Source organism: Variovorax soli NBRC 106424, assembly GCF_001591385.1.
Lineage (GTDB): Bacteria > Pseudomonadota > Gammaproteobacteria > Burkholderiales > Burkholderiaceae_C > Variovorax > Variovorax soli.
In genome coordinates this window covers 87,815-94,399 of record NZ_BCUU01000007.1, presented here as the reverse complement: position 1 = coordinate 94,399, position 6,585 = coordinate 87,815, and the positions used below count along the sequence as shown (strand labels likewise).

The following is a 6,585-nucleotide window of genomic DNA, read 5'->3' as shown; positions in this document are numbered from 1 at the left end:
CAGTCGATGGGTGGCGGCGGATTTTCCGGCGGCAGCCGCGGCGGCGGCGGAGGCTTCCATGGTGGTGGCGGCCGGGGTGGTGGCGGCGGCGGGCGGGGCGGACGGCGCTAGGCCGCTGCCGACCCATTGCCCACTTCAGCACCACTCATTCGCGAGGTTCACATCACCATGCAACACATCCAATACCGCATCCACGCGCTGGCGGGCGCCGCCATCACGGCGCTGGCCATGAGCTTCGGCACGCCCGCGGCCGCGCAGCAGAACTACCCCAGCGCCGAGGCCGCGTCGCAAGCCTTCTTCAACGCCATCGTCAACAACGACGAGGCCGCGCTGCGCACCGTACTGGGCGCCGACTGGAAGCGCTTCGTGCCCACCGGCGAGATCGACCGCGAGGACATCTACACCTTCCTGGAATCCTGGTCGAAGGGCCACAGCGTCGTGGCGGACGGCGACAACCGCGCCTACCTTGGCGCCGGCACCACGGGCTGGACGCTGCCCATTCCCATCGTCAAGGGCGCCGGCGGCTGGCACTTCGACCCGCGCGAGGGCCGGGACCTGATGAAGACGCGCCGCATCGGCCGCAACGAGCTGTCGGCCATGCACGCCGTGCTGGCGTACTACGACGCGCAGCGCGAGTACGCCTCGGTCGACCGGGACAAGAACGGCGTGCTCGAGTACGCGCAGAAGTTCGGCAGCTCGCCGGGCAAGCATGACGGGCTCTACTGGGTCACCAGGCCGGGCGAGCCGGAAAGCCCGCTGGGCCCGCTGTTCGCCAGCGCCCGCCCGGGCGAGGGCTACCACGGCTACCACTACAAGATCCTCAAGGCGCAAGGCCCGCATGCGCCGGGCGGCGCCTACAGCTACCTCATCGGCAACCGCATGCGCGCGGGCTTCGCGCTGGTGGCCTGGCCGGTGAGCTGGGGCGAGTCGGGGGTGATGAGCTTCATGGTCAGCCACGCCGGCGTGGTCTACCAGAAGAACCTGGGCTCGGGCACCGACGCCGCGGCGCGCGCGATGACGCGCTTCGATCCGGACGACAGCTGGCAGAAGGTCGACGTGCCCTGAGGCTCGTGGCACCGGCGCCCCGCCCTGGCTCTTGACAGTCGGCGCGGGGCGCGAGACAACCGGGCCGTGGGATCGACACAGGGAGCCATGCGCGGCATCCGCCAAGAGACACGCCAGCGCGACGGTCGAACGAGGAGTTTCTCCATGGCCAAAGGCAGGAAGGGCGCCAGGCAGGGCGCCGGCTTGGACGAGGATGTTCTGCAGGCTCCCCCCGCGTCGAGCGACGACGCGGAGCCGGCACCCGAAGGCGGCAAGCGCGAGCCCTTGTCGAACAAGGAATACGACAAGGCCCTGAAGGACCTGCACATCGAGCTGGTCAAGCTGCAGGAATGGGTCAAGCACGCGGGCCTGAAAGTCTGCGTGGTGTTCGAAGGGCGCGACGGCGCCGGCAAGGGCGGCACCATCAAGGCGATCACCGAGCGGGTCAGCCCGCGCGTGTTCCGGGTGATCGCGCTGCCCGCACCCACCGAGCGGCAGAAGTCGCAGATGTACTTCCAGCGCTACATGGGCCACCTGCCGGCCGCGGGCGAGATCGTCATCTTCGACCGCAGCTGGTACAACCGCGCCGGCGTGGAGCGGGTGATGGGCTTTTGCACCGAAGAGCAGTCCAAGCGCTTCCTGCAGGGCACGCCGCTGGTGGAGCGGGCCATCGTCGACTCCGGGATCATCCTGCTCAAGTACTGGCTCGAGGTGAACCCCGAGGAGCAGACGCGCCGGCTCATGGGCCGCATCGAGGACGGCCGCAAGATCTGGAAGCTCTCGCCCATGGACATCAAGTCCTACACCCGCTGGGACGACTACTCGCGCGCCCGCGACGACATGTTCAAGACCACCGATTCCCCGTGGGCGCCCTGGTACGTGGTGCGCTCGGACGACAAGAAGCGCGCCCGGCTGAACCTGATCCGCCACATGCTCAGCCAGATTCCGTACGAAGAGGTTCCGCGCGAGAAGATCAAGCTGCCCAAGCGGCGCATCAAGACCAGCTCGCGGCCGGACTACGTCTGCAAGTTCGTCCCCGAGGTCTTCTGACTTGACCATCCCCGCGAGCGCCGAAGGCGGCGCGCGGTCGCCGCCGCTGCTGCACTGGCTGCCTGGCCTGCGGCTGCTGCGCGCGTACGACCCGGCCTGGCTGCGGCACGACATCGTGGCCGGCCTGGTGCTCACCACCATGCTGGTGCCGGCGGGCATCGCATACGCCGAAGCGTCGGGCATCGGCGGCATCTACGGCCTGTACGCCACCATCGTTCCGCTGCTGGCCTATGCGATCTTCGGCCCGAGCCGCATCCTGGTGCTGGGCCCCGACTCGGCGCTGGCGGCACTCATCCTGGCCGTCGTCGCGCCGTTGGCCGCCGGCGATCCCGCACGTGCGGTGGCCTTGGCCAGCGCCATGGCGCTGGTCTCCGGTCTCGTGTGCATCGTCGCCGGGCTGGCCAAACTGGGCTTCATCACCGAGCTGCTTTCCAAGCCCATCCGCTACGGCTACATGAACGGCATCGCATTCACCGTGCTGCTGAGCCAGCTGCCCAAGCTCTTCGGCTTCTCGGTGAACGCGGACGGGCCTTTGCGGCAGATCGCCGGATTCGCCGAGGCCGTGATGGACGGCAAGACCTTGCCGGCTTCGCTGGCCGTGGGCGCCGGCACGCTGGCGGTCATCCTGCTGCTCAAGCGCTTTCCGCGCCTGCCCTCGGTGCTGATCGCCGTGCTGGGCGCCACGGTGGTGTCGGGCCTGCTGGACCTGCACGAGCGCGCGGGCCTGGCCGTGCTGGGGCCGCTGCCGCAGGGCCTGCCGGCGCCGGCCCTGCCGATCATCGGCTGGGCCGACCTGCAGCCGGTGCTGCTGGGCGGCGTGGCGGTGGCGCTGGTGGCCTTTGCCGACACCAGCGTGCTCTCGCGGGTGTATGCCGCGCGGCTGCGCACGCCGGTGGACCCGAACCAGGAAATGGTGGGCCTGGGCGCCGCCAACCTCGCGGCCGGCTTCTTCCAGGGCATGCCGATCAGCAGCAGTTCGTCGCGCACGCCGGTGGCCGAATCGGCCGGTGCGCGCTCGCAGCTCACCGGCGTGGTGGGTGCGCTGGCCATTGCGGCCCTGCTGTTCGCCGCGCCCAACCTGCTCAAGAACCTGCCGAGCTCGGCGCTGGCCGCGGTGGTGATCGCGGCGGCGCTGGGGCTCTTCGAGTTTCGCGACCTGGGGCGCCTGTACCGCATCCAGCGCTGGGAGTTCTGGCTGTCCGTGGCGTGCTTTGCGGGCGTGGCGGTGTTCGGGGCCATCCAGGGCATCCTCATCGCGGTGCTGATCGCGGTGATCGAATTCCTGTGGGACGGCTGGCGCCCCCACACGGCGGTGATGGGCAAGGTGCCCGGCATCGGCGGCTATCACGACATCACCCGCTATCCGGATGCCAGGCGCGTGTCCGGCCTGGTGCTGTTTCGCTGGGATGCGCCGCTTTTCTTCGCCAATGCCGAGCTGTTCCGCGAGAAGGTGCTGGCGGCGGTGGCCGAGTCGCCCACGCCGGTGCGATGGGTGGTGGTGGCGGCCGAACCCGTCACCAGCGTGGACGTGACCTCGTCCGACATGCTCGCCGAGCTGGACGAGGAACTGCAGGGCCGGGGCATCGAACTGTGCTTTGCCGAGATGAAGGACCCGGTGAAGGACAAGCTCAAGCGCTTCGGCCTGTTCGAGCGCTTCGGGGCGGCCACCTTCCATCCCACGGTGGAAGAAGCGGTGGCCGCCTACCAGTCGCAGGTTTCAGAAAAAAGACCGTCAGACGCGGGCGGCGCTCCTATCATGGGGTAGCGCCCGCCACCTTCGACATCAAGGAGATCCGCATGGCACGCCTCTGGATTGGAAACATCGAGGACAAGACCACCGACGAGGAACTGCAGGAGCTGCTGACCAAGTACGGCTTCCCCAAGTTCGATTCGATCGAACGGGTGCCCGGCGACGGCTCGCGGCCCGCCGCCATCTTCACCTTCGGTGAGGCCTCGCCCGAAGGGTTGGCGCTGGTCGCACCGCGCATCCAGGACCTGTTCTGGAAGCACCGCAAGCTCACCGTGCAGGTGATGCGCGACAACTTCGCCTGAGCGCACCGCGCCAAGAGTTCGACCCCATGGGCCTGATCGGCCGCCTGTTCGGCGGCAAGGACAAGGACCGCACCCCGCACGACCCGCGCCTGCGCCAGATGGTGGAGCGCGTGGTGGCAATGCATTCGCGCCTGCGCCTGGCGCCGCGCTGCGAGGCCCGCCTGGCAGCCGCGATGGCCCCGGCGCTCTCGCACATCGGCGAACTCGTCGCCAGCGTGCCGCGCGCCCACCAGGCCAGCACGGCGGCGTGGTCCACCGACCCCTATGTGCGTGCCTATTTCGCGGCACCGGATGACATCAACCACGTGCTGGCGCGTTCGCGGGCGCTGCATGACTTCTTCGATGCCAACCCCGGCGCCAGCACGGCCTACGCGGTGATGGGCATGACGATGAACGAGCGCAACACGCTCGGCGTGGCGCGCGTGGGCGAGCAGACCCGTTCGGACGTGCCGCAGACCACGCTGGGCTTTTCCGACCACCTCATCCGCCTGTGCGGCGTGGACGAGGACGGCCTGCGCGAGGAGGTGACGCAGCGCATGATCGACCAGATCGCCATCGAGGGCCTGGCCAAGGTCGCAGCCGACACCTCGCTGCGGGAAGACCTGGAGCAGGAGCGCGCGCTGCTCGCCACCCGGCTGCGCCTGCTCGAGCGCCAGGGCGCGGGGCTGCGCGGCATGGTCGGCGCCGATGAACCCGGCGGGGCGGGCGACCCGGGCGAACTCGCGCGCGTGCGCGCCGAGGCCGAGGAGAACGAGCGCCGGCTGCAGGCCCTGGGCCCGCGCTCCGAAGTCCTGTCGCGCCAGCTCGACACGCTGTGCAGCGCCTTCGGCAACGCCGGCGAGCTGCTGCAGGTCTCCAGCCTGACGCGACGCATCGACCGCATGAACGTGGTGGTGCAGCACGGTGTGGGTGACGAGGCCGAAAGCCATTCGCTGGAATTTCGCGTGGCGCGCGTGCCGGGCAACCCGCCGCAGCAGCGCGCCCTGGCCATCCTGAAGGTGGCCCGGGCCGACCTGCCGCACGCGGCCAACCTGCTGGACAACGCCGACCGCCTGCTGTGACGCATCGTCCGGCGGCCAACGGCTCAGGACGCGCGCGCCAGCTCCGCCTCGGCCCGCAGCCAGCGGATGAAGTTCTGCGCATCGGGGTTGGCCGCGCCGCGCCGCGATGTCTCGATGAAGTAGCCGCGGCTCGACGACGCGCCCGCCCCGAACGGCGCCACCAGGCGCCCTTCGCGCACCAGCTCGGCCAGCAGCGGCATGCGGCCGATCACCACGCCCTGCCCGGCCATGGCCGCCGCCACCGCATCGGTGTAGTGGTTGAAGCGCACGGTGCTTTTCATGCGCAGGTCCTTGAGCTGCATGATTTCGAGCCAGGGGTCCCAGTCGAGCGTCAGCGCATCGCTCATGCCGGGGGCATCGATCGTCAGCAGGGTCTGCTGGGCCAGGTCTGCCGGCTCGCGCAGCTGTGAAGCCAGCCGGGGCGCGCACAGCGGCATCACCGATTCCTCGAACAGCGCCGGCCCGCTGCCGCGGCTGAGCGCCACGAAGCGCACGGCCAGGTCGAGCCGGGCGCGGTCCAGGTCGTCGACCACCTCCAGCGAGGCCGACACCCGCACGTCCACCTGCGAATGGCTGGCGGTGAAGTGCGCCATGCGCGGAATGAGCCAGAGCGAGGCGAAGCCCGGCGTGCAGGTCATGGCCACCTGGCGCGGCGCCGGCACGCTGCGCAGGCGCGCGGTGGCGTCGCGCAGGCGCTCGAGGCATTCGACCGCGGCGCGCTGGAAGATGCGCCCCGCCTCGGTGAGCACGATGGCGCGGTGGCGCCGCTCGAACAGCGGCACGCCCAGGCTGTCTTCCAGCTGCGCGATCTGGCGGCTCACGGCCGACTGGGTCAGGTGGAGTTCTTCCGCCGCCTTGGTAAAGCTCAGGGCGCGTGCCGCGGCCTCGAAGCTGCGCAGCAGCTCCAGCGGCGGCAGGTCGTGGGCGTAGGAGACCGGTTTTGCATTCTCACTGCGCATGCAACGAGTTCCGAATCAGCGTGTGAACTTTGAAGGGGTGCTGACTATATTCATTCTCATGATGAATGCGAAGGAGTGTTTTCCCATGCGCACCACCGACCCCCTCTCCACCTTCAAGATCGAACTGCCGCGCCATGCCATCTTCACGGTGGCCGACATCGCCGGCGTGGGCATCGAATGCCAGAGCGGCTGCGTCTGGCTGACCCTGGACGACGACCCGCGCGACCTGGTGCTGGAGCCGGGCGAGCGCTTCGTCGGCGACATCCACCGCCGGGTGCTGGTGTCGGCCATCGAGGCGGCCAGCATCGCCGTCTCGCACGCCTTGCCTGCAGCCATGCCGGTGCCTGCCACGCCCGGGAACGCAGGCGCGTCGCACCCGCGACTTTTCGCGCAGGGGTTGTCCCCGGCTTGACCCCCTG

The 6,585-nt window shown here is 69.7% G+C and carries 7 protein-coding genes; 6 read left to right on the top strand and 1 reads right to left on the bottom strand.

The genetic code is table 11. The features are described from left to right. Nucleotides 1-168 precede the first annotated feature (168 nt). The 5 genes from VSO01S_RS04070 (at nt 169) to VSO01S_RS04050 (ending at nt 5,207) form a co-directional block, all read left to right on the top strand. Nucleotides 169-1,065: a DUF2950 domain-containing protein gene (locus VSO01S_RS04070; RefSeq protein ID WP_068640515.1), complete on the top strand. Its 897-nt coding sequence runs from the start codon at nt 169-171 to the stop codon at nt 1,063-1,065. A gap of 144 nt (nt 1,066-1,209) precedes the next feature. Continuing rightward, the gene (gene ppk2 / locus VSO01S_RS04065; RefSeq protein WP_084241674.1) at nt 1,210-2,094 is read left to right on the top strand and encodes a polyphosphate kinase 2; all 885 of its coding nucleotides are present in this window, start codon (nt 1,210-1,212) and stop codon (nt 2,092-2,094) included. 1 nt (nt 2,095) lies between these two features. Continuing rightward, nucleotides 2,096-3,859, top strand: a complete 1,764-nt coding sequence (locus VSO01S_RS04060; protein WP_068640514.1) for a SulP family inorganic anion transporter — start codon at nt 2,096-2,098, stop codon at nt 3,857-3,859. Between the two features lie 32 nt (nt 3,860-3,891). Next, nucleotides 3,892-4,146, top strand: a complete 255-nt coding sequence (locus VSO01S_RS04055; RefSeq protein ID WP_068640513.1) for an RNA recognition motif domain-containing protein — start codon at nt 3,892-3,894, stop codon at nt 4,144-4,146. A gap of 26 nt (nt 4,147-4,172) precedes the next feature. Next, nucleotides 4,173-5,207: a hypothetical protein gene (locus tag VSO01S_RS04050; protein WP_068640512.1), complete on the top strand. Its 1,035-nt coding sequence runs from the start codon at nt 4,173-4,175 to the stop codon at nt 5,205-5,207. A gap of 23 nt (nt 5,208-5,230) precedes the next feature. Here the strand turns inward: VSO01S_RS04050 and VSO01S_RS04045 are convergent, their stop codons facing one another. Then, the gene (locus VSO01S_RS04045; RefSeq protein WP_068640511.1) at nt 5,231-6,166 is read right to left on the bottom strand and encodes a LysR substrate-binding domain-containing protein; all 936 of its coding nucleotides are present in this window, start codon (nt 6,164-6,166) and stop codon (nt 5,231-5,233) included. Between the two features lie 85 nt (nt 6,167-6,251). On the opposite strand from VSO01S_RS04045, the gene VSO01S_RS04040 reads away from it, so the two are divergent. Beyond that, a complete protein-coding gene (locus VSO01S_RS04040) occupies nt 6,252-6,578 on the top strand; it encodes a DUF2917 domain-containing protein (protein ID WP_068640525.1) in 327 nt (108 codons plus the stop codon). Nucleotides 6,579-6,585: the final 7 nt, after the last annotated feature.

Coding starts and splice junctions, on each gene's coding strand:
- VSO01S_RS04070 (WP_068640515.1), top strand. CDS start 169: ATGCAACACATCCAATACCGCATCCACGCGCTGGCGGGCGCCGCCATC.
- ppk2 (WP_084241674.1), top strand. CDS start 1,210: ATGGCCAAAGGCAGGAAGGGCGCCAGGCAGGGCGCCGGCTTGGACGAG.
- VSO01S_RS04055 (WP_068640513.1), top strand. CDS start 3,892: ATGGCACGCCTCTGGATTGGAAACATCGAGGACAAGACCACCGACGAG.
- VSO01S_RS04050 (WP_068640512.1), top strand. CDS start 4,173: ATGGGCCTGATCGGCCGCCTGTTCGGCGGCAAGGACAAGGACCGCACC.
- VSO01S_RS04045 (WP_068640511.1), bottom strand. CDS start 6,166: ATGCGCAGTGAGAATGCAAAACCGGTCTCCTACGCCCACGACCTGCCG.
- VSO01S_RS04040 (WP_068640525.1), top strand. CDS start 6,252: ATGCGCACCACCGACCCCCTCTCCACCTTCAAGATCGAACTGCCGCGC.